Source organism: Vibrio kanaloae (genome assembly GCF_024347535.1).
GTDB lineage: Bacteria > Pseudomonadota > Gammaproteobacteria > Enterobacterales > Vibrionaceae > Vibrio > Vibrio kanaloae.
Map to the genome: position 1 here is coordinate 2,278,004 of NZ_AP025497.1, position 21,653 is coordinate 2,299,656.

The 21,653-nt window shown below is 43.3% G+C and carries 22 protein-coding genes; 11 read left to right on the forward strand and 11 right to left on the reverse strand.

Annotated elements, in window-relative coordinates; all coding sequences use genetic code 11:
* The first annotated feature begins 1 nt into the window (after position 1).
* Positions 2 to 313: a SelT/SelW/SelH family protein gene (locus OCV24_RS10265; RefSeq protein ID WP_017056381.1), complete on the forward strand. Its 312-nt coding sequence runs from the start codon at positions 2 to 4 to the stop codon at positions 311 to 313.
* 25 nt (positions 314 to 338) lie between these two features.
* Here the strand turns inward: OCV24_RS10265 and yfcE are convergent, their stop codons facing one another.
* From yfcE to OCV24_RS10290, 5 genes are read right to left on the reverse strand one after another with little or no spacing between them, the layout of a single operon-like run.
* Positions 339 to 884: a phosphodiesterase gene (yfcE, locus tag OCV24_RS10270; protein WP_017056380.1), complete on the reverse strand. Its 546-nt coding sequence runs from the start codon at positions 882 to 884 to the stop codon at positions 339 to 341.
* A 47-nt stretch (positions 885 to 931) separates the two neighbouring features.
* Positions 932 to 1,339, reverse strand: a complete 408-nt coding sequence (locus OCV24_RS10275; protein WP_017056379.1) for a CBS domain-containing protein — start codon at positions 1,337 to 1,339, stop codon at positions 932 to 934.
* Entirely contained in the window at positions 1,336 to 1,686 is a 351-nt protein-coding gene (locus tag OCV24_RS10280) for a P-II family nitrogen regulator (protein WP_017056378.1), read from the reverse strand. Before OCV24_RS10280 ends, OCV24_RS10275 begins: the two co-directional genes overlap by 4 nt.
* Entirely contained in the window at positions 1,676 to 2,470 is a 795-nt protein-coding gene (locus OCV24_RS10285) for a DUF1538 domain-containing protein (RefSeq protein ID WP_150877765.1), read from the reverse strand. The genes OCV24_RS10280 and OCV24_RS10285 overlap by 11 nt, the downstream gene beginning before the upstream one ends.
* Complete coding sequence (locus OCV24_RS10290) at positions 2,467 to 3,201, reverse strand: DUF1538 domain-containing protein (protein ID WP_017056376.1); 735 nt, start codon at positions 3,199 to 3,201, stop codon at positions 2,467 to 2,469. The genes OCV24_RS10285 and OCV24_RS10290 overlap by 4 nt, the downstream gene beginning before the upstream one ends.
* 301 nt (positions 3,202 to 3,502) lie before the next feature.
* Here OCV24_RS10290 and OCV24_RS10295 point away from each other — a divergent pair, with 301 nt between their 5' ends.
* From OCV24_RS10295 to OCV24_RS10315, 5 genes are all read left to right on the forward strand, one after another.
* Entirely contained in the window at positions 3,503 to 4,417 is a 915-nt protein-coding gene (locus OCV24_RS10295) for a TIGR01777 family oxidoreductase (protein WP_150877763.1), read from the forward strand.
* Positions 4,418 to 4,460: 43 nt separating this feature from the next.
* Entirely contained in the window at positions 4,461 to 5,288 is an 828-nt protein-coding gene (locus OCV24_RS10300; RefSeq protein ID WP_137026689.1) for an SDR family oxidoreductase, read from the forward strand.
* A gap of 399 nt (positions 5,289 to 5,687) precedes the next feature.
* Positions 5,688 to 6,542, forward strand: coding sequence for a co-chaperone YbbN (locus OCV24_RS10305; protein ID WP_017056373.1), 855 nt, complete (start codon positions 5,688 to 5,690; stop codon positions 6,540 to 6,542).
* 196 nt (positions 6,543 to 6,738) lie between these two features.
* Complete coding sequence (locus OCV24_RS10310; protein WP_017056372.1) at positions 6,739 to 7,668, forward strand: SPFH domain-containing protein; 930 nt, start codon at positions 6,739 to 6,741, stop codon at positions 7,666 to 7,668.
* Between the two features lie 3 nt (positions 7,669 to 7,671).
* Complete coding sequence (locus OCV24_RS10315) at positions 7,672 to 8,121, forward strand: NfeD family protein (RefSeq protein WP_136981151.1); 450 nt, start codon at positions 7,672 to 7,674, stop codon at positions 8,119 to 8,121.
* A gap of 568 nt (positions 8,122 to 8,689) precedes the next feature.
* Here the strand turns inward: OCV24_RS10315 and cueR are convergent.
* The 5 genes from cueR to zipA form a co-directional block, all read right to left on the reverse strand.
* Positions 8,690 to 9,082 carry a Cu(I)-responsive transcriptional regulator gene (cueR, locus tag OCV24_RS10320; protein ID WP_017056369.1) on the reverse strand — a complete coding sequence of 131 codons (393 nt, stop codon included), beginning with the start codon at positions 9,080 to 9,082 and terminating at the stop codon, positions 8,690 to 8,692.
* Between the two features lie 93 nt (positions 9,083 to 9,175).
* Positions 9,176 to 9,979, reverse strand: coding sequence for a DUF2057 family protein (locus OCV24_RS10325; protein WP_017056368.1), 804 nt, complete (start codon positions 9,977 to 9,979; stop codon positions 9,176 to 9,178).
* A gap of 97 nt (positions 9,980 to 10,076) precedes the next feature.
* Positions 10,077 to 11,177, reverse strand: coding sequence for a porin (locus OCV24_RS10330; protein WP_017056367.1), 1,101 nt, complete (start codon positions 11,175 to 11,177; stop codon positions 10,077 to 10,079).
* A 524-nt stretch (positions 11,178 to 11,701) separates the two neighbouring features.
* Positions 11,702 to 13,714 (reverse strand): NAD-dependent DNA ligase LigA, encoded by a 2,013-nt coding sequence (ligA, locus tag OCV24_RS10335; protein WP_150877761.1) that lies wholly within the window; start codon positions 13,712 to 13,714, stop codon positions 11,702 to 11,704.
* A 92-nt stretch (positions 13,715 to 13,806) separates the two neighbouring features.
* Positions 13,807 to 14,841 (reverse strand): cell division protein ZipA, encoded by a 1,035-nt coding sequence (gene zipA, locus OCV24_RS10340; RefSeq protein WP_077680147.1) that lies wholly within the window; start codon positions 14,839 to 14,841, stop codon positions 13,807 to 13,809.
* Positions 14,842 to 15,069: 228 nt separating this feature from the next.
* Between zipA and cysZ the strand changes: the two genes are divergently transcribed.
* From cysZ to crr, 5 genes are all read left to right on the forward strand, one after another.
* Positions 15,070 to 15,828 carry a sulfate transporter CysZ gene (cysZ, locus tag OCV24_RS10345; protein WP_046224676.1) on the forward strand — a complete coding sequence of 253 codons (759 nt, stop codon included), beginning with the start codon at positions 15,070 to 15,072 and terminating at the stop codon, positions 15,826 to 15,828.
* A gap of 222 nt (positions 15,829 to 16,050) precedes the next feature.
* Positions 16,051 to 17,019: a cysteine synthase A gene (cysK, locus tag OCV24_RS10350; protein ID WP_046224675.1), complete on the forward strand. Its 969-nt coding sequence runs from the start codon at positions 16,051 to 16,053 to the stop codon at positions 17,017 to 17,019.
* A 302-nt stretch (positions 17,020 to 17,321) separates the two neighbouring features.
* The gene (locus OCV24_RS10355) at positions 17,322 to 17,579 is read left to right on the forward strand and encodes an HPr family phosphocarrier protein (RefSeq protein ID WP_004734263.1); all 258 of its coding nucleotides are present in this window, start codon (positions 17,322 to 17,324) and stop codon (positions 17,577 to 17,579) included.
* Between the two features lie 136 nt (positions 17,580 to 17,715).
* Positions 17,716 to 19,440, forward strand: a complete 1,725-nt coding sequence (gene ptsI / locus OCV24_RS10360) for a phosphoenolpyruvate-protein phosphotransferase PtsI (RefSeq protein ID WP_017056362.1) — start codon at positions 17,716 to 17,718, stop codon at positions 19,438 to 19,440.
* A 106-nt stretch (positions 19,441 to 19,546) separates the two neighbouring features.
* Positions 19,547 to 20,056: a PTS glucose transporter subunit IIA gene (gene crr / locus OCV24_RS10365; RefSeq protein ID WP_004737851.1), complete on the forward strand. Its 510-nt coding sequence runs from the start codon at positions 19,547 to 19,549 to the stop codon at positions 20,054 to 20,056.
* Between the two features lie 383 nt (positions 20,057 to 20,439).
* Here crr and OCV24_RS10370 read toward each other — a convergent pair whose 3' ends face one another.
* Positions 20,440 to 21,573: a flagellin gene (locus tag OCV24_RS10370; RefSeq protein ID WP_065311174.1), complete on the reverse strand. Its 1,134-nt coding sequence runs from the start codon at positions 21,571 to 21,573 to the stop codon at positions 20,440 to 20,442.
* Positions 21,574 to 21,653 lie beyond the last annotated feature (80 nt).

The window sequence follows — 21,653 nt, forward strand, 5'->3', positions numbered from 1 at the left end:
TATGAATACGGAATCAAATCCAACAACCCCAACAGTATCGCAAGCAACGATAGCAATACACTACTGCCGCCAATGTAATTGGATGTTGCGCTCAAGCTGGCTATGCCAAGAGTTGCTCCATACCTTTAGTGAAGAGATTAATCAAGTTAGTCTTCACCCAGATACGGGTGGGCGATTCGAGATCTTTTGTAATGGGATACAGATTTGGGAAAGAAAAGCGGACGGAGGTTTTCCTGAGGCTAAAGTTCTGAAGCAAAGAGTACGAAACATCATTGCTCCAGATAGAGATCTGGGCCACTCAGACTCAAAGTAAACCTTTCGTAGCTGCAACCATATATTTAGAGTAGTCCACTCACCAGTAGCTCTCCCTCAAGGCTGATCACTTTAAACGTATTGTTTTCATACAAGCCATAGCTTGCTGCGTGCCCTTCTCGTGGGAATGTTACCGAGCTAGGGTTAAAAATGAAGATATCATCTTGGTACTCAGCAACTGGAATATGGGTATGGCCGTGAGCAATAATATCGCCCGCTTTCAGTGCTGGTCGCTTCGTTGTGTTGTACAGGTGACCATGAGTTAAGAAAATACGCTGACCCGATTCCAATAACACCCATGAGTAATCCATCATCATTGGAAAAGACAACAACATCTGATCCACTTCACTGTCGCAGTTACCACGAACGGCAATGATCTCTTGAGAAAACGCATTCAACTTCTCTGCAACCGCTGGTGGATTGTATCCTTCTGGAATCGGATTTCTTGGCCCATGATTCAGAATGTCACCCAATAGCACTAAATATTGCGCACCAGACGCTTGGTAGAGTTCTAATGCCTTTTCTGTTGCTGGCAGCGAACCGTGTAGGTCTGAAGCAAAAAATAATTTCACACGTACTTCTCCATAAAATTTATGAGTCTATTGTACGTATCTAAATGCTACACGTCATCTCTCGCCATACCGTTGATCACGATATTATTGTAACTAACCATACCGACTATTTTGTGCTCACGGACCACTGGAGCACGGCTGATACCAAAGCGCTCAAACAAACGAGCACAATACTTCACATTCATATCTGCAGACACACTCAAAGCTGGTTTAGTCATAATTTCATAAACATTGGTTCGCTTAGGAGATCGATTCTTCGCTAACACTTTCTTGGCAATATCATTCATCAAGACGATACCGTACTCGTCATCATCGTGGCGCTTATCGACAATGATCGCTTTCACTTTGTGCTTTTTCGCCATATCAATAGCTTCTAACACCGTGGTTAGCCCATCGATAATCACATACGTATTGGCCATGACATCGCCTACTCGGATCTTTTCACTGGTACTCATAGCTCATCCTCCACAACCTTTGTTAAAGTCTCAACTTGGTGCGCGACCCCGACCGCATCTTCTACATCGATCTGTACTGCGATCCCTTGTCCTGATTCTTGGTCGAACTCCCCAACTTCACCGATGGTTTCTAAAATATGTCTCGCCAAATGCTCTTCGACGACAAACAACAACACATCTTTTTGCACCTCTAACGTTAATCCGAAGAAGGTGCGTTTTTGGTTCAGGCCTTGCCCTCTAGCATTGTTAATCACCGTTGCTCCAGTGGCGCCAGCATCACGGGCGGCATCGAGCACACTGTCTGTCTTGCTCTCTTCTACAAACGCTAAGATAAGTTTAAAGCGCATCTTTACTCTCCTTAGGGGGGGATGAACGATTTAACCATTGTGTTATTTGGGCATAGCTCATTACCGAAATAATCGGGAATAAGCTGGCAAAGGCAATTAAGCCGAATCCATCAATCACTGGGTTTCGTCCAGGGACGGTTGAAGCGAGCCCTAATCCAAGAGCCGTCACTAAAGGCACAGTCACGGTAGATGTCGTCACCCCGCCAGAATCATAGGCCAATGGAATAATAAGCTTAGGGGCGTAAAAGGTTTGGATGACCACAACGACATAGCCAAAAATGATGTAGTAATGGATAGGATCGCCCGCAACGATCCGATAGCTTCCGAGTGAGATACCAATAGCGACACCCAATGCCACCGCAATTCTCAGCCCATTAACGCTGATACTGCCACCTGAGACTTGGTTCGCCTTAATCGCCACCGCAATTAACGAAGGCTCGGCGATAGTGGTACTAAAACCGATGCAGAATGCAAAAAAGTAAACCCAGTAGTAATCAAACCAAACCAATGCTAGGCCAGAGCTGACCTTAAAATCAGTCAGAAAGCTTATCTCGGTCAATTGCATTGCCATCGTCTCCCCCAAAGGAAACAACGCGAGCTCCAACCCCATCAAGAATAGAGACAAACCGAGGATGACATAAAAGAAACCGATCAGCACTTTGGCTAGGTTATTGACTGGCTTACGCAGCACCGCAAATTGAAAACCAAATATGATCACCGTAATTGGAATCACATCCATCAAGGTGCCTAAAAAAGTATCAATAAATTGCTGAGCAGTGATCATGTCACCACCATCCCATAAACCATGACAAACATCATCGGCAGCAGTGACGCAAAGGCGATCAACCCAAAGCCATCAACCATAGGATTGCGGCCTTTGATTGCTGAGGCTAAGCCGACCCCTAAAGCTGTCACCAACGGAACGGTGATCGTGGATGTAGTCACTCCACCAGAGTCATACGCTATCCCAATGATATTTTCAGGGGCGAAAGCGGTGAGCACCACCACACCAATATAACCACCGATGATCATGTACTGAATTGGCCACCCTTTTAAGATTCGCAGCACCCCAAGTAAGATGGCGATACCCACCGACAATGCTACAGTGAAACGCAGACCGTCTGCATATTCTTCCATTTCATCTAACGTATTGGGGATAACACCTCCCTCGGCTGCCACTTCCGCAGCCTCAGCCGCCACCGCAGTTAACGCAGGCTCGGCTATGGTGGTACCGAACCCCAAACAAAAAGCGAAGATCAACAACCAGAACACACTCCCCTTTCTGGCAAATGCTTGAGCCATCGATTCGCCAATTGGAAACAGCCCCATTTCAAGGCCAAAGATAAAGAAAGTGAGCCCAAAAACGACTAGCACTAATCCGGTTAAAATCGAAAAAATATGAGGAAGCGGCTCTTGTAAGACGGCAAGCTGGAAGAAGGCGATCACCGCGACGATAGGCAATAGATCTCGCAAGCTACCTAACATGGCTCGAAACAAAGCAAGCACTGCCGTCATCGTAACTCCTTATTGCTTAAATTGGTTCTGGTTATAGGTTACTAATAATCATGGCAAATCCTTATCATTCCTTATGTGATAAATATTACGCAGTTGGTAACATATCCAAGTAAAATCCATAAGTGTGATAGCGATACACATCTTGACCTGATGAATTTAACTTCACTCTTTAGTAAATTGAAAAAGGCGTAATTTAGGTATCACACGATTGAAACCAATTGATCGCTATAGTGATTTTTTCGTATTGATTGGCGATAAAAAACAAGTCATGTCTATAATTATGTTTAATAGGGAGATTGGTATGAAGATATTGTTAACGGGTGGTACGGGGTTTATTGGGTCTGAATTAGTCAAGAGTTGGAACACTGATGATGTGACATTGCTGACGCGGAGCCCTGAAAATGCAAAGAAAAACCTAAATCACCTGAACCAGAACAACCTTCATTACATTCAGTCCCTTGATGAACTGAGCGATCTCAATGACTTCGATGTGGTGGTTAACCTTGCAGGCGAACCGATTGCAGACAAACGTTGGACCGAAGCTCAAAAAGCGAGAATCTGTAACAGTCGCTGGCAGATCACCAAGCAGCTAGTCAAGTTGATTAATGCTAGCAACAACCCACCCAAGGCTTTTATTAGTGGCTCAGCCGTCGGTTACTATGGCGATCAACAGCAGCATCCGTTTGATGAATCGTTGCAAGTAAAGGATGAAAGCTTTCCTCATAAAGTTTGTGCTCACTGGGAAGAGATTGCTAGGCAAGCCCAATCAGATAGCACGCGTGTAATACTACTCAGAACGGGTATTGTGTTAGGCGAAAATGGCGGCGCGCTAAAGAAGATGCTGATGCCCTACAAACTCGGTGTCGGTGGACCATTGGGTTCAGGCAAACAGTACATGCCATGGATTCACATGCTGGATATGGTGAGAGCCATCAACCACTTATTGTCTATTCCTCACGCTCAGGGCGAGTTTAATATGTGCGCTCCGCACCCTGTGACTAACAAGCTGTTCAGTAGCACATTAGCCAAACAATTAGGTCGACCACACTTCTTGTTCACGCCAAAATGGGTAATGTCATTTCTGATGGGTGAATCCGCTTGTTTATTATTCGACAGCATTCGCTCCAAACCAAAGAAACTCACCGAAATGGGATTTATCTTTAGTTACTCAAGAATCGAGCCTGCACTAAAAAACTTGTTACAACATCAAGACTAATTCTTTACCCTAGAGTTATAGAGACTCTAATAAAGGATTAAGCGTGAAAAAGTCGATTCTTATCACCGGTTGCTCAACGGGTATTGGATATACATGTGCTCATGCACTGCAAAAGCGCGGTTTTCATGTCATTGCATCTTGCCGTGACCCACAAGATGTTCAACGCCTTCAAGATGAAGGTCTCACCTGCATTCAAATAGATCTTTCCAACCAAGAAAGCATTGAACATGGGGCCAAGCTTGCGATTGAGTTCGCACCTAACGGGTTGTATGGATTGTTCAACAACGGCGCCTACGGTCAGGCAGGCGCGTTGGAAGACCTACCAACTCAAGGGCTCAGAGAACAATTCGAAACGAACGTCTTCGGCTGGCACCATCTTGTTTGTCAGCTACTCCCTCACATGCGTGAACGTGGCGAAGGGCGCATCATACAGAACAGTTCAGTGTTAGGCTTCGCCGCTATGAAATATCGCGGTGCCTACAATGCTTCCAAATTCGCGATTGAAGGCTGGACGGATACACTGCGTTTAGAGCTTTATGGTAGTGGAATACATATCTCGCTATTGCAGCCAGGCCCGATTGAGACTCAATTTAGAACCAACGCCCTGAAAGCGTTTAATAAATGGATCAACATTTCTGGCAGTGTGCACCAGGAAGCTTACCAGCAACAAAAAGACCGACTTGAAAAAGAGTCGTCGAACAACGCTTTTGTCCTTCCTGCTGAGAGTTGCATTGAGCCCGTTTTTCACGCTCTAACAGCCGATAAGCCTAAGTTAAGGTACCGAGTGACTACACCAACCAAGGTGTTCGCAGTGTTAAAAAGGGTCCTACCAAGCCGGTTGCTAGACCCTATTTTGAGAAAAGCCGCATAAATTACTAACTTTGAATGCATGATCGCAAACTTTAATGTAACGATGTAATTTATTCGTAACAATAAGATGTCATTATTTAGCCAATATCATCAATTATTCCCAACTGATGAATCGACTTCTGGATATTTCATGACTTTAAAACGCCTTAATTGGGTAGGTGTGAGTCTGGCCATTACGTTGTTTATTCTGTTTTGAGTATCCCACGCTACGCCTCACTGAACACCTCAATGATAACGCTATGCCTTCCATGTTGAGATAACAACTCTATCAACATCGAAGCATAGCGTTTTTCTATTTTTGGGGCTTTTTATCTGAGATAACCGAGTTAGATCTTGAAGTTACCGACTAATCCCCCCATATTTGCAACGTATCCACAAAAACAAACCTCAAGGAACGTAAATGCAATCTCCGCATGTTGTTGAACTTAATGAGCAGAACTTTCGTCAAGTATTAGAAGGTTCGATGCAGACCCCTGTACTCATCCATTTTTGGGCACCAATGAGCCAAGAGAGCGCCCAAATCATTCCTGAACTACAAACATTAACTCAGCAATACAATGGCGCTTTCACCTTAGCCTTGTTGAATTGTGAGCAAGAACAAGCCATTGCTAGCCAGTTCGGTGTTCAAGCACTGCCGACCGTTGCACTTTTTGTTAATGGCCAACCTGTTGATGGACTCGGTGGTCCCCAAAGCATAGAAGCAATTGTAGAAATGCTTAGTAAACACCTACCTAGTCAAGATGAACTCGCTTTACGCCAAGCTCTAGAACAAATGCAAACCGGTGCACACGCACAGGCACTAGCCGCGATACAGCAATTACCGGCAGAGTTAACAAGTAAGGGTGAAGTAAAACTGGCGATCGCTGAATGTTTATTAGAAACGCAACAGTTTGACCTTGCTGAAACTCAACTAGCGACAATCCCCCTAGAGTACCAAGACAACTACTACAAAGGCTTAGTTGCAAAACTGGAACTTCACAAACAGGCATCAGACAGCCCAGAGATACAAGCATTAGAAACCGCTCTTCAGCAAAATCCAAGCGACGCTAAAACGGCATCTGAACTGGCACTGCAATACCATCAAGTAAACCGTAGCGAAGAATCAATGAACCTACTGTGGTCCTTTTTAGCCAAAGATCTCAACACTCTCGATGGCGACATGAAAAAAGAGTTCATGGATATTTTAAGTGCACTTGGACAAGGTAATCCCGTTGCGAGTAAGTACCGTCGCCAACTGTACTCATTGCTCTACTAACAATCAGTAAAGCATGCTATTGAAATGAACTATAAGTGATAAAGTCACCCTTTAGCTTGTCGTAAAAAAAAAGCAAAACGGGCTATAAAATCAATGTTTTATAGCCCGTTTCTCATTTATAAATTTGCTCAGATTTTAAATATGAGCCAGTATCAATAGTGGACTATCAAAAACTTACACTTACAAAGGATTTTGTATGGATATTGATACATTAATTACTATTGGCATCTTTACTGCCGTCGCATTACTATTTATTTTCGCTGGTGTGAAAACCGTCCCACAAGGCAATAACTGGACAGTTGAACGCTTCGGGCGATATACCTTAACGCTCAAGCCGGGTCTTAACCTAATCATTCCATTTATAGATAAAGTAGGACAGCGCATCAGCATGATGGAGCGCGTTCTCGACATCCCTGCGCAAGAAGTCATCTCTAAAGACAACGCGAACGTAGTTATTGATGCGGTTTGTTTTGTTCAGGTTATCGATGCCCCTAAAGCGGCCTACGAAGTGAACGATCTTGAGCATGCGATTCGCAATCTAACCCTCACCAATATCCGTACAGTACTTGGGTCTATGGAGCTGGATGAAATGCTCAGCCAGCGTGACATGATTAATACCAAGTTACTGAATATCGTCGATCAAGCAACCAACCCTTGGGGCGTAAAGGTGACGCGTATCGAAATTAAAGACGTACAACCACCCGCCGACCTTACCGCTGCGATGAATGCCCAGATGAAGGCAGAGCGAAATAAGCGTGCTGATATACTAGAGGCAGAAGGTGTTAGACAAGCCGAAATATTGAAAGCGGAAGGTCACAAGCAATCAGAGATCCTGAAAGCAGAAGGTGAAAAACAAGCAGCGATATTGCAAGCCGAAGCTCGTGAGCGTGCCGCAGAGGCAGAAGCGAAAGCAACAGAGATGGTTTCGACAGCGATTGCTCAAGGTGATATGCAAGCCGTAAACTACTTTATTGCGCAGGGCTACACTGAGGCACTAAAGTCGATTGGCCAAGCTGAAAACGGCAAGATCATAATGCTACCACTCGAAGCCACAGGCCTAATGGGTTCTGTAGCTGGTATCGCTGAAATGTTTGCACATAAGAGTGACAAAGGCAGTAAGGACTAACTTATGGTCGAATTACTAGAACAAGTAAACCATTGGCATTGGTTGGCGTTTGGTCTAGCGTTGCTAGCACTTGAGTTAATTGGAACCGCTGGTTACTTTTTATGGATAGGCATATCTGCCATGCTGGTCGGTGTCCTTTTGGGTGCTCTACCTATTGGCTGGCAGATGCAATGGTTATCCTTTGCTAGCTTCTCGTTGATCACCACTTGGTTGTGGTGGAGAAGACAACTGTCTAATGACAAGCACTCAGATGCGGGGCGAGAGTTAAACCAAAGAGAAAAACAACTGGTAGGTCAAACCGTTTTTCTTACCGAAGCAGTTAACAAAGGTAGCTGTAGAATTAGGGTCGGTGACTCTTCTTGGTCTGCAAAAGCCAGCCAAGATATTCCATCTGGCACCGAAATTAAGATTGTCGCTTTAGACGGAATAGTTCTAATAATAGAACCTTTATAATAAAGTGCTATATAAAGCCTGCAGTTTCAACAGATGCAGGCTTTTTTGATTTTCGTGTCTTAATAATATTCGAATTATCATTGCGATAGATTGAATTGAAAAGAAAATAAGTTCTTATTTCGTAAAGCTAAAAAGTTTGATTGAGCTAAAAAGCTATAAGAAAGTCAGATTTCTTTTCCATTATATATATGAATAGTTAGCCTTATTGCCGCTTAATTATAATTATTAAAAATGTTAAGTCCGTCTAGTTTTTGAAATTTTTATTTCCTTGTCCATACTTTGACTTATCTCAATCAGAGATAAACCTAATGGAGTTCGTATGAGACATCTTTTAATAATTCTAACGGCTGTTTTCAGTTTATCATTTGGAAGCGCTCTAGCGAGCAGTCAGTCTCCAGGTAACGGAAATATGGGGCCTATAGTTAAGTGTTTGGATGGTAACGCGGTCACGCATGTGCCATTGCTGATCTGTAAACATTACGGCGGAAAAGTGCTGTGATAAGAGATTAAAGTCAGGCTAGTAATATAATTTACAGCCTGACAATTATTGGTAACGGAAATAACCTAACTAACTGCGGCCAGATAGATTGTTTAAAATAGGGCATTCCGTTGAAGCATCGCCGGGGCAGTCTTGTACCCAAGCTTGGAGTTGAGTTTTCATCTTATTTAATTCAGCAAGCTTTAATTCTATTTCATCTAACTTCTGCGTTGCTTTCTGCTTGACCTCGTAGCTTTGCCTATTGGGATTCATTGCCAACTCAACCAGTGATTTACACTCATCAAGGGTAAACCCAACCATTTTAGCTCTTAATACAAATTCTAACTGTTCGATGTGAATCTCGCCGTATTGTCTGTAGCCGTTTTCTGAACGAAGTGGAGGACTCATCATTCCTTTGCTTTCGTAAAAACGAATGGATTTCGCTGTTGTACCAACACGTTTCGCTACTTCACCAATATTCACAATCTTACCTGTAAGCCTAAAATGTATCACCGCAGTACTGTTGTTATACAATACTGCGGTTGAAAAACATAGCTAGAGCGTAACGTTAGAGGCTTACTCTTGCTCTAAAAGCCAAATCATAGTTTGAGATTTTTCTTCACTGTCTAGCTTGTTGAACCAGTATGAAACCATTTCGATTTCTTTGGAGCCTTCTAGTAGTGCAGGTGTTGCGTTCTTGCGATTTTGGAATGCCCAATTCGTCACTGCCGATTGCTCTTCTTTTGTCGCTTGACCATACCAGTAGTTAACCATCTCTTGAGCTTGTGACGCCTTTGGCTCTTCAGCAACTACAGCTGCAACAGGCGCAGCTACTGGAGCGATAGCAATCGCAGTATGATTATTGGCGCCATTGTAAATTGTGTCGATATACGCTTTCGGCACAATGAAAGTTGTACTCATTATTGAGTTTTGTCCATCAAGCGTAAACTCTAAATTCTTTTCTCTTGCTTGCTGGATATCAGCTTCGCTTAGAGGAAACTTAATATATTGAGTTTTTGTACAGTGTTCGCTGCAGCTCTCTCTTGGAACTTGTCTATCTTCTAACTCTATCGTCTTACCAAAAAAGCTTACGGTTTGGTACTCTTTGTAACTTTGGAAGTAACTTACATCCATAGTAATTGACGATTCTGGAGCTGAATTCTGTGTTACTTCTTTATTGTACGTAAAGTAGAGCGATGACTTGATAATGTCTGCGCCTACATTTGCTCTGTTTTCTGCAACATAAGATTGGCCAGTCACTTGAATGTAGCCACCTTTTGACTGCACATCTGCAACTGAATCTGCGAAATTACTTTGTGAATCGAGTGAACTACAAGCTCCCAAAAATAATGATAATACAACCACACTAACTTTATTCATTATGACTAATTCCTTATGTTCACTATGGAAAAACGCTGGCAAAAAAATTTACCAGCGTTTGGGTTTTTATCTAACTGTTTAAGCTGATAATTCTAGCTTAGAAACCGTACTCAAGACCAACGCGAGTTACGATATCTGTATCAGCGTCACCAACAGTACGGCCCGCAACACGTAGGTAAGGTACGAATCCGTTGTGCACTGCCATTAGCTGACCAGAGATAGTATTGCTATCTGTATTAGCTTCTTTGCTACCGTTAAGTTCAGACTCTAGGTTCGCTGCGTAACCCAGTTTAAAACCAATTGGACCATTCCAGTATTGGCCAATGATAGAGTAAGAATCTTGTGTTTGCTTACGGATGCCGTTATCTAGCTCTTCACCTTTAAATGCAGCCGCAAAGCCGAATCCTGCAGGTAGGCTAGCCTCAAAACCAACGATGTATGCGAATGTATCATCATCGTAGCCAGCGACTTCAGGAGCTTGCTCAGGATTACCATTCTCATCAAATGACCAATCACCACCAGTAGCGGCAACTACACGAGTACCAGATTCAACTGCACCCATAAATGTTACTTTTTCGAAGCTGTATTTAGCGCTTGCGCCAAAGAAGTTAGCATCACGAGTCGCTGCACCACCACCGTTGTCGTTATCATCACGACCAACAGAAGCTGCAAAAGAGAAACCACCAAATTTAGCTGAGTCGTAACGTACTTGGTTAGATTGACGATCGTAGTGACCATTGATGCCGCCCCAATCGAATACAGAGCCTAGACCAGGGTTAGAGAATGGCCAGTCGACAATTTCGTATAGTGGCGTAAGAACACGACCCACACGTAGATTACCCCAAGAGCCAGAAGCACCAACAAAAGTATCACGGAAACCAAGCACACCGCCTGAAACGCCACCATGTCCCCAGTCTGTACTATCTACGTAACCAGATTCGATCTGCATTGTAATTAATACGTCATCAAACATATCTTTATGAGCACGGAAGCCGATACGAGATTCATTCTCTACTGCGTAACCAGAGCTAGAGTCATTATTATCAGTTGTGTTGTAGTTAACTAAAGAGATAGCCGCAACACCGTAAACATCAACGTTGAAGTCAGAGTTAATACCAACTTCTTTCGCCATTACGCCTGTTGATAAAAGTGCAACTGAGGCACCTAGTAGAGTACGTTTGAAAATTTTGTGTTCCATGGAATAAAACTCCTAAAAATGGATATAGCTGTTTAAATATTCCTCACCTAAAGTTGGCCGCCGTAGAGAGAAATACCTTTTCTTGTTTGAGAACCCTTAACACAGAATTCTCTATTTCCTTTCTGGTTATACACATCGTGTGCATCCATGGCATTAAGACTAACTTCGCCCTCAAAAAGATCAATGAGAACTTAATTTTCATCTAAAAAAATATGAGTTAGTGCAAATTTACTGGGTGCTTAGTGATCTCAGTCGATAAATTGTAAAACCTATACAACAAACCAGTTTAGTTCATTTAAATCAATGCTTTGACTTAAATTTAATTTCCATAAAATTGAAGTGACTCGCATTTATCTTACAACCAAAATGGTATTTCATTAATATTGAGCGCCATCACTGTCCTAACTTAATAGTTCGTATAGGAACAAAATTCTCAACAATTAAAAAGACTATCAATTTATAACAAACACAAAAAAGGCACTCCCTTTAAGGAGTGCCTTTGAGCTTTTTTTATCTGAATTTACTTACGAAATAAGGGCAATTAGATCTTCTTCTGTTCTTATTTCGATACCTAAATCTTGTGCTTTGGTTAGTTTAGAACCTGCCGATTCACCAGCGAATAAGATGTCGGTTTTCTTAGATACGCTGCCCGTTACTTTCGCACCTAGCGCTTGTAATGCAGCTTTAGCTTCACTTCGACCAAGTTGAGAGAGTGAGCCTGTTAACACAACGACCTTACCTTCTAATGGTAGTTCTTGGTCATCGGCAGCCTCTTCGAGCTGTGGCCAGTTCACACCAAGCTCTACTAGCTGGTCGATTACTGCTCTGTTTTTCTCTTGTGAAAAGAAACCAGTGATATGGCTAGCGACGATGTTACCAATATCTGACACTTCGACTAACTGCTCGTGAGTTGCCGCTTGAACCAGCTCTAGCGTCTTGAAGTGCTGCGCTAGGTTCATTGCCGTTGCTTCACCTACTTCACGAATACCGAGTGAATAAAGAAAACGCGCTAATGTCGTCTCTTTGGCCTTATTAAGCGCACTCACCACGTTTTGTGCTGACTTAGGCCCCATTCGGTCAAGAACCGTAATCACGCCTGCACTGAGCTTAAACAAGTCTGCTGGAGTTTCGACCATTTCGCGATCTACAAGCTGTTCTATTACTTTCACGCCCAGCCCATCAACGTCGAGAGCCTTTCTCGAAACAAAGTGTTTAAGCGCTTCTTTTCGCTGTGCTTGACACACCAAACCACCAGTACAACGCGCAACAGCCTCACCTTCGACACGCTCAATGGCAGAACTACATACAGGGCAAGCATCAGGGAAAACAATGTCTGTCGCCGTCGCTGGGCGGCGATCTTGTACAACGGCCACAATTTGCGGAATCACATCACCAGCTCGGCGGATAATAACGCTGTCGCCTACCTTCACACCTAAACGAGCTATCTCATCAGCGTTGTGCAGCGTGGCATTACTTACCGTTACGCCGCCAACAAAGATAGGCTCTAGTTTAGCGACAGGCGTAATAGCCCCTGTACGGCCAACTTGAAACTCAACGTCATTTAACAGAGTGATTTCTTCTTGAGCCGGAAACTTGTAAGCAATAGCCCAACGAGGCGCCCTAGCAACAAAGCCAAGCACTTCTTGCGCCGCAATATCGTCGACTTTGATAACCACGCCATCGATCTCATAAGACAGAGCATCACGACGTGCCATAATATCTTGGTAGTACGCCTTTACATCCTCTAACGAGCTCAACTGTTTAGTTTCAGGACACATTGGCAAACCCCAGCCTTTCAGCTGCAAGAAGCGTTGATAGTGGCTCTTGGAAAGCTCTGCGCCTTCTACAACACCAACACTGTAGGCATAAAAAGCCAGAGGTCGTTTAGCCGTAATACGTGAATCAAGCTGACGTAGGCTACCAGCAGCGGCATTACGTGGGTTAACAAAGACTTTCTCACCTTTTTTCAACGCCAGTTCGTTCAGTTTATTGAAGCCCGCTTTTGGCATAAATACTTCACCACGAACTTCAATACGCTCTGGCCAACCTTTGCCTTGCAACTTAAGTGGAATCGAACTGATCGTGCGCACGTTTTCTGTGATGTTTTCACCAACAGCACCGTCACCACGAGTCGCAGCCTGAACCAAGGTTCCATTCACATAGAGCAAGCTTACTGCAAGGCCATCAAGCTTAGGTTCACAACAGAAAGTTTTGAGGTTTGCGGTTGGAGCTCTATCAGACATGCGCTTATTGAACGCATCCAAGTCTTCGTCAGAGAATGCATTGTCCAGAGAAAGCATTGGGATTTCATGGGTCACTTGAGTGAAGCCATCTAAAGGCTGACCGCCGACACGTTGACTTGGCGAATCAGCCGTCACGAGTTCAGGGTTTTCTTGTTCGATTTTTAGCAACTGTTGCATTAATCGATCGTACTCGACATCAGGAATCTCTGGAGTATCTTCTACGTAATAACGAACGGCATGATAATGCAGAGTTTCTCTTAACTGCTCTAAGGTAACTTGAATCGATTCTTTCATATCATTCTCTATCGTGATTGAAATATCAAAAAGGGCTCCCTTAGGAGCCCTTTTCTATAAATATAGATTATTTACAAGGCTAAAGAATACGGCTAGGCATTCGATGCCATCATAAAGTCTCTGATTTGTTTACGGTAGTCAGACAAACGGCTTGGTGTCATTAAATTGCGAGACTCATCTAGGACATTTCCACCCATATCGTCAGCAATTTTTTGCGCTGCACTCAACATCACATTGAAGTTTTGATCAGCTTGACCGTAGCATGGCAGCGTCATAAAGAATGAAATGCCTTTCGTTGTAAAGTCAGCAGGATCATCGTGTTCTAGGGTACCGGGTTGCATCATATTTGCTACGCTGAAAATAACTTTTGGATCATCACTAGGTTGTGCAAAGCAGTGATAGATAGACATTTCACCATAAATTAGACCATTGTTCTCCATGCTACGGAAGAGTTCAGTGCCAATAAATGGAACCTCTCCAGCGCAATGTACATTAAGAACGATCACTTCAAGACCAAGGTCTTCATCTTGCTTTACTTCTGACTCAATTGATGAGGCATCTTGTGGAACAATGGTTTCTTCAGCAACGACCGGCTCACTGGACACCAATGGTTCTTCAATCGTTTCATCTACTTTTTCATCAAGCGAGCCATATTGTTCTTGAAAACCAGCGTGACTTTCTTTTTGCTCATCGGTCAGCTCAAAACTTGGAACTTCAGGCTCAACAACCTTCTGTTCTTCAATCTCTTTAGATTCGCTTTCAACCTTGATTGGCTCTTCAACACTGAAAGAAGGAAGATCATTCAATTCAATATCATCTTCGTAAACTTCTTTCGTTGGTGGTGCTGTTAGCGGATCTGAGTCAATCAAAGGATCAGTCTCGGATGGTGAAGCAGCAAAATCCGGCTCTTTACGTTCTTTTCTGATTATCTCGAAATCATCTTCTGGGGCGAATGAGCGGTTTGGGATATTTTCAGGCTCACCTAAGCGATCGTTTTCAAGCTTACCAAGCGGCTTATCTCCAAACTTTGCTTTCCCTTCTTTCTTACTCGTCCACAGACCGTGGAACAATAATGCGGCGATAGCTAATGCGCCAACAATAATGAGTACAAATCGCAATTCCTGCATTTTTCGCTCTCAGCTTTCGTAGTCACTAGCTATTAAAACGCTGTCACTAAGTTAGGTTAATTTGACCAATCTCACTACTCTATCAAAAGTAGCCACCGTTTTAGAACAACTTAATACAATTAGTTCCTTACTTGATGTGATTTTCGCCACGCTTTTTTTCTTAATTTCGGTCGAGTACACTAGAGATGTTTGCTATTTAACCAAATTCACATGTGACCCAATTTAAATATGACTATTGAATCTATTCCTCGCTCAGGCTTTGGCTACTTTATTTTCGGAATAAAGATCGCTTTATCACCGAGTATTCGTAAGTTTGTGCTACTTCCTCTTATCGCTAACGTATTACTTGTTGGTGGTGCTTTGTTTTATATCTTCTCTAACCTAAACACTTGGATTGAAGGATGGATTGGGGCATTACCAAGCTTCTTATCATGGTTGTCATATATTTTATGGCCACTACTAGTACTAACCGTATTGGCAACATTTTCGTATTTTTTTAGCACACTCGCTAACTTCATCGCCGCACCGTTCAATGGCTTGCTCTCGGAAAAGGTAGAAGAACTGCTTAGCGGCAATAAAGTCAATGACGACGGTTTACTCGATGTTCTCAAAGATACGCCACGTATATTAGCCAGAGAATGGCGCAAGCTTGTCTACGTTTTGCCAAAAGCGATCGGCTTATTCCTACTTTTATTAATTCCAGCACTGGGGCAAACCGTTGCACCATTTTTATGGTTCATCTTCACCGCATGGATGCTCGCAATCCAGTACGCTGATTACCCATTTGATAACCATAAAATAAAATTTGATGATATGAGAAACAATTTGAAACAAAAACAAGGTAAGACCTATAGCTTCGGCGCGCTTGTTTCTGTTTTTACGACAATCCCAATTTTAAACCTGATCGTGATGCCAGTCGCGGTTTGTGGCGCCACAGCCATGTGGGTTGTTGAGTTTAAAGACCAAGCTCTGCGTTCTCGTCTATAACCTTCACTCTCTCTTTAACAACGCCTATCTTCTTTAAGTTCTGACCTCAATAAAGGTAGGCGTGACCTCCGCTACATATCTATATGATATAACTTTTTAATCCTTTTACTTTTTTTCAACTTGTTTACCCTAAATTCAAGCTAAACAAACATCGAAAGACACTAGACGGTAAAGTGATTGATATACTACGTTTAGTTCTGTCATTAAATGAAGGAATATCGCATGAGCAAGATCTACGAAGACAACACCCTAACGATTGGTAACACGCCTCTAGTCCGCCTTAACAAAGTAAGCAAAGGTAACGTTCTAGCTAAGATCGAAGCTCGTAACCCAAGCTTCAGTGTCAAGTGTCGTATCGGGTCAAACATGATCTGGGAAGCAGAAAAAGCAGGTACTCTGAAACCAGGTATCGAGCTTGTTGAGCCGACCAGTGGTAACACAGGTGTTGCACTTGCATTTGTAGCAGCCGCACGCGGTTACAAGCTAACGCTAACGATGCCTGAGTCAATGAGCCTAGAACGTCGTAAGCTACTTAAAGCGCTTGGTGCAAACCTAGTGCTGACTGAAGCACCAAAAGGCATGAACGGCGCAATCGCCAAGGCAGAAGAGATTGTTGCTTCAGATCCAGAGAAATATCTACTCCTACAACAATTCAACAACCCAGCAAACCCACAAATTCATGAACAAACAACAGGTCCTGAAATTTGGGAAGCAACTGATGGTGAAGTCGACGTGTTTGTAGCCGGTGTAGGTACTGGTGGCACCATCACTGGTACGAGTCGCTACATTAAAGGTGAAAAAGGCAAAGCCATCACCTCAGTAGCAGTTGAACCAGCAGAGTCTCCAGTGATTGCACAAGCGCTTGCGGGCGAAGAAATCAAGCCGGCTCCGCACAAAATCCAAGGTATTGGTGCTGGTTTCATCCCAGGAAACCTAGATTTAGACATTATTGACCGCGTAGAATCGGTAACTTCTGAAGAAGCGATTGAGATGGCTCAACGGCTAATGAAAGAAGAAGGCATCCTAGCAGGCATATCATCTGGCGCCGCAGTAGTAGCGGCAAACAGAATTGCAGAACTCCCTGAATTTGCAGGAAAAACCATTGTTACCGTGCTACCAAGCTCTGGTGAACGTTACCTAAGTACAGCCCTATTTGCAGGTCTCTTTACGGAAAAAGAGAACCAACAATAATATGTGGTCAAATCAATTTTTCGTCCAAAAAAGCCCCGTTTAGGGGCTTTTTTGTTGATCCCTGCCCTACCTTTGGTAATATCGGGTCTGTTTTATTTTTCGCTTCAAAATAAAAGAAGCAATAAACAAATTCAGAAAGTCATGAGTACTCAACAAAAGATGACCATGGCTGGATAAAAATTTATAACCAGTCTAAGTTCTAACACGAACATGGCGTACCAGTCTCTAGCGCATTTGGGCTAAAGCAGTTAAGCTAATCTGGTTACAAACTTACAAAAAATAAATTAATTGGGGTATATAAAATGTACGAGAAGCAAGTAGAAATCACAGCAGAAAACGGCCTTCACACTCGTCCAGCTGCACAGTTCGTAAAAGAAGCAAAATCTTTCGACGCTGACATCACTGTGACTTCTAACGGCAAAAGCGCTAGCGCGAAAAGCCTGTTCAAACTACAAACTTTAGGCCTAGTAAAAGGGACTAACGTAACTATTTCAGCTGAAGGCCCTCAAGCTCAACAAGCTGTAGACCACCTAGTTGCTCTTATGGATCAACTACACTAATACGGTCTCCTTCTTTCAAAGCCATTTTGCATATCAAAGTGGCTTTGTTCGAAATAGATAGGAATAAGCGCGGCATTAGTCGACGACTTAAATTTACACACTCTCCCGTTTACAGTTGAACAACTAAGGTAAAGCTATGATTTCAGGCATCCTAGCATCTCCTGGTATTGCTTTCGGTAAAGCACTACTACTTCAAGAAGATGAAATTGTCCTAAACACTCAACCTATCTCAGACGCTCAAGTTGAAGCAGAAGTTCAGCGTTTCTTTGACGCTCGCAACAAATCTTCTCAACAACTTGAAGTTGTTAAGCAAAAAGCACTTGAAACTTTTGGCGAAGAAAAAGAAGCAATCTTTGAAGGCCACATCATGCTGCTTGAAGATGAAGAGCTAGAAGAAGAGATTTTAGCACTCATCAAGAAAGATAAAATGCACGCAGACAACGCGATCCACACTGTGATCGAAGAGCAAGCTGTTGCACTAGAGTCTCTTGATGATGAGTACCTAAAAGAACGTGCAACTGATATCCGTGATATCGGTACTCGTTTCGTTAAAAATGCACTAGGCATCAACATTGTTTCTCTAGCAGACATCAATGAAGAAGTTATCCTAGTTGCTTACGACCTAACGCCATCTGAAACTGCACAAATCAACCTAGACTACGTTCTTGGTTTTGCTTGTGACATCGGCGGTCGTACATCTCATACTTCAATCATGGCACGTTCTCTTGAGCTTCCAGCTATCGTTGGTACTAACGATATCACTAAGCAAGTTAAGAACGGCGACATGCTTGTGCTGGACGCGATGAACAACAAGATCATCATCAACCCTTCTGAAGCAGAACTAACAGAAGCTAAGAAAATCAAAGCAGATTTCGAAGCAGAAGCGGCTGAACTAGCAAAACTAAAAGATTTGCATGCTGAAACTCTAGACGGTCACCGTGTAGAAGTTTGTGGCAACATCGGTACAGTAAAAGACTGTGACGGTATCCTACGTAACGGCGGTGAAGGTGTTGGTCTGTACCGTACTGAATTCCTATTTATGGACCGTGACGCGCTTCCTACTGAAGAAGAGCAATACGCTGCTTACAAAGAAGTAGCAGAAGCAATGGAAGGCGAGTCAGTGATTATCCGTACTATGGATATTGGTGGCGACAAAGACCTACCATACATGGACCTTCCACAAGAGATGAACCCTTTCCTAGGCTGGCGTGCAGTACGTATCAGCTTGGATCGTCGTGAAATCCTACGTGACCAACTGCGTGGTATCCTACGTGCATCTGCACACGGTAAACTACGTATCATGTTCCCAATGATCATTTCTGTTGAAGAGATCCGTGAACTGAAAAAAGCAATCGAAGAGTACAAAGTTGAACTTCGCGCTGAAGGCCTAGCTTTCGATGAAGAAATCGAAATCGGCGTAATGGTTGAGACTCCAGCAGCTGCTGCAATCGCACATCACCTAGCGAAAGAAGTATCTTTCTTCTCTATCGGTACTAACGACCTAACGCAATACACTCTTGCGGTAGACCGTGGTAACGAAATGATTTCTCACCTATACAACCCGCTATCTCCTGCTGTTCTTACAGTAATCAAGCAGGTGATCGACGCATCACACGCTGAAGGCAAATGGACAGGTATGTGTGGTGAGCTTGCTGGTGATGAACGTGCGACGCTACTTCTTCTTGGTATGGGTTTAGATGAGTTCTCTATGAGCGGTATCTCTATCCCTAAAGTTAAGAAAGTAATCCGTAACTCTAACTTCGCTGAAGTTAAAGCTATGGCTGACGAAGCACTATCTCTACCAACAGCTGCTGAAATTGAAGCTTGCGTAGAAAAGTTCATCGCTGAGAAAACTCAGTAATCGCCAAATGCTTAATAAAGTTAGACGGCTAAAAATAGTCGTCTAATTTGTTAGATTGGTATAGTATATTCTATAGAATAAAACTAAACGTTAGGAGCATGACACAATGGGTCTGTTTGACAAACTGAAAAAGCTTGTATCTGATGACAGCGCTGATGCTGGTGCAATCGAAATCATCGCACCTCTTTCTGGTGAAATCGTAAACATCGAAGATGTGCCAGATGTAGTTTTCGCTGAAAAAATCGTTGGTGACGGCATCGCGATCAAACCAGCTGGCGACAAAATGGTAGCTCCAGTTAACGGTACTATCGGTAAGATCTTCGAAACTAACCACGCATTCTCTATCGAGTCTGACGACGGTGTTGAGCTTTTCGTTCACTTCGGTATCGATACTGTTGAACTTAAAGGCGAAGGTTTCACTCGCGTAGCTGAAGAAGGTCAATCTGTTAAAGCTGGTGACACTATCATCACTTTCGACCTAGCGCTTCTAGAAGAGAAAGCGAAATCTACGCTTACTCCAGTTGTTATCTCTAACATGGACGAAATCAAGGAGCTGAACAAGCTTTCTGGTTCTGTAACTGTTGGCGAAACTCCAGTTCTTAAAGTAACTAAGTAATCTCGATTACTTATCTGCTTTAATTAAAACGCTATCTTAAGGGTAGCGTTTTTTTGTGCCTGCTAACTTTGCTAGTTCCTTGAATAGCTGTGCTAAGTCACACCTCACCTCGTTGTAAATACGCCCTCAGTCAACTACAGCAATACCAATCATTAGTTGCCAACATCACCCTTACTTTCTTGTTAAAGCGACTTAAAGCCACCCTAGACGCTGCCCCTAATGTTAGAGCACGCGGTATAATTTCGACAAACAACAGGCAATAAAAAACCCAGCCGAAGCTGGGTCTGTTTAGCGCTCATCTCTCACCACGAGCTAATTTGTGGAAGCCTAACGTTAACGCTTATGCTCAACACAGCTTATAGCCAACGTGGCTTTTCAATCGATTAACCTAGTAGGCTAAGTGCCGAGTTCGGTGCTTGCTTCGCTTGAGCAAGAATCGAGCTTGAAGCTTGAGAAAGGATCTGAGACTTAGTCATCTGAGTCGTTTCTTTCGCGAAGTCGGTATCTTTAATACGGCTCTTAGAAGCATTAACGTTTTCGTTAATGTTATCTAAGTTGCTAATCGCGTGGTCGAAACGGTTTTGGAAAGCACCCAGTTCAGCACGGTGGCTGTCTACATACTTAAGTGCCGCATCGATTACTGCTACAGACTCTTGTGCGCCACCAACAGACGTTACGTCGATAGTATCCACTGTGACTTCTTTGCCCGCTTGGATGCCTAGCTCACCAGCAAGACCGCCAGAGAAAGACACATCGCCGCTCACTTTGTTATTGCCTGTGAACATTTGTAGCTTGCCGTCTTCAGTCACAGATGCTTTAACAGAATCTTGTTGACCGTTGATGTACGTTGCTAGCTCTTCGATGTCGTCACCCGCTTTTGCGTTGATGTCGATTTCTTGTGCTTGACCGAAGTTATCAGTGAACGACAGTTTCAGGTCGTTAGAGCCTGCTTGAACGTTCCAATCTTTGTCTTTTGCATTCTCAGTTTGGTAGCTCTTACCACCCATCTGAGCGTTATCAGAGCGCATGTCTTTCAGTTGAAGCATTACCGCTTCACCGTTATCCGCACCGATTTGGAATGATTTAGTCCCGTGAGTACCGTTAAGCAGCTTGTTACCACCAAAAGACGTCGTTTCCGCGATACGGTTCAGTTCATCGTTCAGTGCGGTTACTTCTTCTTGAATCGCTACACGCTCAGATTTTGAGTTTGAGCCGTTTGAAGATTGTAGAGACAAATCACGCATACGTTGCAGGATGTTGGTTGTCTCGTTCATTGCACCTTCAGCAGTTTGTGCAATCGAGATACCGTCGTTCGCATTACGTACAGCAACATCAAGACCACGACTCTGAACGTTCAAACGGTTCGAGATTTGTAGGCCCGCAGCGTCATCTTTTGCGCTGTTGATTTTAGAACCTGAAGATAGGCGCTCCATTGATGTTTGTTGTGCGTTGTTTGCATTATTTAGGTAACGTTGCGCTGTCATCGCTGAAACGTTGGTATTTACATTCACTGCCATGGTGATTTCTCCAATTGATTTTCCGGTATAGCGGTTTCCGACGTCTCGGAAAACCAAGTAGTTCTCTCAAAGTTACTTTT

Excerpts from the sequence above, each read along its gene's own strand:
- OCV24_RS10315 (WP_136981151.1), top strand. The coding sequence starts at position 7,672 with ATGGTCGAATTACTAGAACAAGTAAACCATTGGCATTGGTTGGCGTTT.
- ligA (WP_150877761.1), bottom strand. The coding sequence starts at position 13,714 with ATGAAAGAATCGATTCAAGTTACCTTAGAGCAGTTAAGAGAAACTCTG.
- OCV24_RS10290 (WP_017056376.1), bottom strand. The coding sequence starts at position 3,201 with ATGACGGCAGTGCTTGCTTTGTTTCGAGCCATGTTAGGTAGCTTGCGA.
- OCV24_RS10275 (WP_017056379.1), bottom strand. The coding sequence starts at position 1,339 with ATGAGTACCAGTGAAAAGATCCGAGTAGGCGATGTCATGGCCAATACG.
- OCV24_RS10325 (WP_017056368.1), bottom strand. The coding sequence starts at position 9,979 with ATGAATAAAGTTAGTGTGGTTGTATTATCATTATTTTTGGGAGCTTGT.
- OCV24_RS10280 (WP_017056378.1), bottom strand. The coding sequence starts at position 1,686 with ATGCGCTTTAAACTTATCTTAGCGTTTGTAGAAGAGAGCAAGACAGAC.
- OCV24_RS10310 (WP_017056372.1), top strand. The coding sequence starts at position 6,739 with ATGGATATTGATACATTAATTACTATTGGCATCTTTACTGCCGTCGCA.
- zipA (WP_077680147.1), bottom strand. The coding sequence starts at position 14,841 with ATGCAGGAATTGCGATTTGTACTCATTATTGTTGGCGCATTAGCTATC.
- ptsI (WP_017056362.1), top strand. The coding sequence starts at position 17,716 with ATGATTTCAGGCATCCTAGCATCTCCTGGTATTGCTTTCGGTAAAGCA.
- OCV24_RS10295 (WP_150877763.1), top strand. The coding sequence starts at position 3,503 with ATGAAGATATTGTTAACGGGTGGTACGGGGTTTATTGGGTCTGAATTA.
- OCV24_RS10285 (WP_150877765.1), bottom strand. The coding sequence starts at position 2,470 with ATGATCACTGCTCAGCAATTTATTGATACTTTTTTAGGCACCTTGATG.
- cysZ (WP_046224676.1), top strand. The coding sequence starts at position 15,070 with ATGACTATTGAATCTATTCCTCGCTCAGGCTTTGGCTACTTTATTTTC.
- crr (WP_004737851.1), top strand. The coding sequence starts at position 19,547 with ATGGGTCTGTTTGACAAACTGAAAAAGCTTGTATCTGATGACAGCGCT.
- OCV24_RS10355 (WP_004734263.1), top strand. The coding sequence starts at position 17,322 with ATGTACGAGAAGCAAGTAGAAATCACAGCAGAAAACGGCCTTCACACT.
- OCV24_RS10305 (WP_017056373.1), top strand. The coding sequence starts at position 5,688 with ATGCAATCTCCGCATGTTGTTGAACTTAATGAGCAGAACTTTCGTCAA.
- OCV24_RS10370 (WP_065311174.1), bottom strand. The coding sequence starts at position 21,573 with ATGGCAGTGAATGTAAATACCAACGTTTCAGCGATGACAGCGCAACGT.
- OCV24_RS10265 (WP_017056381.1), top strand. The coding sequence starts at position 2 with ATGAATACGGAATCAAATCCAACAACCCCAACAGTATCGCAAGCAACG.
- cysK (WP_046224675.1), top strand. The coding sequence starts at position 16,051 with ATGAGCAAGATCTACGAAGACAACACCCTAACGATTGGTAACACGCCT.
- OCV24_RS10330 (WP_017056367.1), bottom strand. The coding sequence starts at position 11,177 with ATGGAACACAAAATTTTCAAACGTACTCTACTAGGTGCCTCAGTTGCA.